This is a genomic window from Inquilinus limosus MP06, from assembly GCF_000767795.1.
In the GTDB taxonomy this organism is placed as follows: domain Bacteria; phylum Pseudomonadota; class Alphaproteobacteria; order DSM-16000; family Inquilinaceae; genus Inquilinus; species Inquilinus limosus_E.
On the sequence record NZ_JANX01000776.1, the window covers coordinates 1 to 2,301 of the forward strand.

Genomic DNA, 2,301 nt, shown 5'->3' on the forward strand with positions numbered 1-2,301 from the left:
CGCGCCGCCCGCGCAATGAACATTGCGTGACCTTAAGTGGCATGGGCGACGCATCGCCGGCCCCGCGGCGCATGGCGATGCCGTTCCGGCGTCACGAGACCTGGAGTCTTCCCGTGCTTATCGCTGGTAGCCCGGATCGCCCCGGCTGACGATCGGCTGCATGGCGACGATGCGGGGCGGCGCGAGGGGCAGGGCCGCGACGGCCGGCTGCGCGGCGGCCGGCAGCACGGCGGCCTGCACCTTCGGCCGGTCGACGATGCAGGGGCGGCCGACCCTGGCGAAGGCCGACCGCACCACCTCGTCGTCGCACAGCACCTCGCGCGCCGCGTCGCTCTCGCCCATCTGGCCCAGCAGGGCGGCCATGTTCCGGCGTTCGCAGCCCTCGTCGACGGTGGTGCCGCCCCCGGTCACGCCGAATCCCGCGACGGCCACCCCGGCGGCGTAGGAGCCGGCGCAGGTGTTCAGCCCCGCCGTCAGGCCGGGCGCGAACACGTCGGGCGTGTTGTGGACGGTGTAGGAGCCCCTGTATCGCAGCGAGCTGTCGCCGGGCGCGCCGTTGACGATGCTCACCGTGCCCCCGGCCGAGATGGCGCCGGCCGTGGCCCCGGCGTTGTTGACGGCGCTGGAATTGGCGCTGCCGGTGGCGGTGGCGTTCGATGTCGACTGGGCCAGGCATGGTCCGGCCGGAATCGCAAGGGCCGAGGCGATGACTAGGATCCGCAGCATGCTGACTTCTCCTGGATAGGGCCGCCCGCGAACGGAAACCCGCTGAGGGATCGCCTGGAAACGCAAACTGGCGCGAGCCGGCTGACGGCGGACTCGAAGCGTCGGGTGCCTCGGACCTGATGTCCGCTGCACACCGATTTTCGGATCCACCACCAGACGGCTCGCGCCAGTGCTTCTTTTCCAAACGTTCCCCTACCAACGGGCGGGGTCTGGCGCCCGTTCCGGTCCGCCGCGCCGAATTCTCGGTTTTCCGGATTCGGACCAGGGCCGTGCTGCGCATCCGGCGCGATGGCCGCCGTCGAGGCACTGTATAGCAGTTCGAAATTTTGCCGCTCCGCCCGGATGTGGGTAATACAACTCGCTATGCCCCGCGCACAGGTGTGATTCATGACGGAATGGAGAAAATTATGCCGTGCATAGTTCACGAAGTAATAATAGGAGTATTTTTTAGTGGGATCAGATGCACCGAAATGGGACCAGTTGGATTGCGCATTGGATGATGAATTTTTGGTAATTCATCGAAGATTTGCGCAGATCGCATCATTTATTTCGTGATCTGCGGAGAGCTGGCCGACAGCCGCTGCCATGATTCCGCTCACCTCAGCAAGGCGTGCGTCCTTGATGGGAGAGTGTAGGCAGCAACAGGAGAGTGGACATTGAAGACGCTTCGTATGGCGCTTCTGGCCTCGTCGATCGTGATCGTCAGCGGCGGCACCGCTTTCGCTTTCGATCTCAGCAATACCGGCTCCACCAGCAACGGCAGCGGGGCGGTTTCCACGGTGTCCAATGCGCTGGGGCTGGCCCAGGGCGCGGGCGTCGGCACCGGTGCGGGCATCGGCACCGCGGGCACCAACACCGCGACCGGCGCGGGCGGGGCCTTCGCGAACGGCGCCGCCCAGGCGGACAGCGCCCTCGGCGGCACCGCCAGCACCGTGAGCCACGGCATCGCCGACGGGCTCGGCTTCGGCAGCAACCAGAACAATATCGGCGGCTCGCTGCAGTCGAGCGAGGCGATGGGCTCGGGGTCCGCGTTCGGCAACGGCACCGCGGCGACCAAGGGCGTCGGCTCCGCCCTGGGCGAGGGATCCGGCCTCGGCTTGGGCTCGGGCAGCGTGAATTCGGACGGCAGCACCTCCGCCTCCGCCAGCTCGATCGCCGATGGGCGGGCCCAGGCGTCGTCCAATGGTGGCGAGGCGGCGGCCACCGGCCATGGTGAGTCGACCGCGGAGGGCACGGCGTCGTTCCGCTGATCCCGGCGGCCGACCGCTTTCGCAAGGGCCGGCGCGCGCCATGGGCCGCGCCGGCCGCCCCCACCCCTGCCGGGCGGGTCCGGGGTGCCCGGGCCTCGATCCCGGCAGGGGAACGCCTTCCACCACCGGGACAAGGATCATGAGCAGAACCAGATCCGTCTTCCTGACATCGGCCGTCGCCCTCTGCCTCGCCGGCGGTCCGGCGATGGCCTTCGATCTCTCGGGCACGATCAGCCGCGGCGCCAGCCTGGGCGCAGCCGGGTCGGTGAGCACCGACGGCGCCTCCGGCACCGCCGCGGGCTTCGGCACCGGCGCCGGCGCCAGC

General features: G+C 69.1%; 3 protein-coding genes. 2 read left to right on the top strand and 1 reads right to left on the bottom strand.

Annotated features, from left to right (window positions below; all coding sequences use genetic code 11):
• Positions 1–117: 117 nt before the first annotated feature.
• Entirely contained in the window at positions 118–726 is a 609-nt protein-coding gene (locus tag P409_RS36650; protein WP_052121646.1) for a hypothetical protein, read from the bottom strand.
• 656 nt (positions 727–1,382) lie between these two features.
• On the opposite strand from P409_RS36650, the gene P409_RS36655 reads away from it, so the two are divergent.
• The gene (locus P409_RS36655; protein ID WP_152613664.1) at positions 1,383–1,976 is read left to right on the top strand and encodes a hypothetical protein; all 594 of its coding nucleotides are present in this window, start codon (positions 1,383–1,385) and stop codon (positions 1,974–1,976) included.
• 139 nt (positions 1,977–2,115) lie between these two features.
• A partial coding sequence (locus P409_RS32220) for a hypothetical protein (RefSeq protein WP_034848219.1) occupies positions 2,116–2,301 on the top strand: 186 nt, incomplete at its 3' end.

Excerpts from the sequence above, each read along its gene's own strand:
- P409_RS36650 (WP_052121646.1), bottom strand. The coding sequence starts at position 726 with ATGCTGCGGATCCTAGTCATCGCCTCGGCCCTTGCGATTCCGGCCGGA.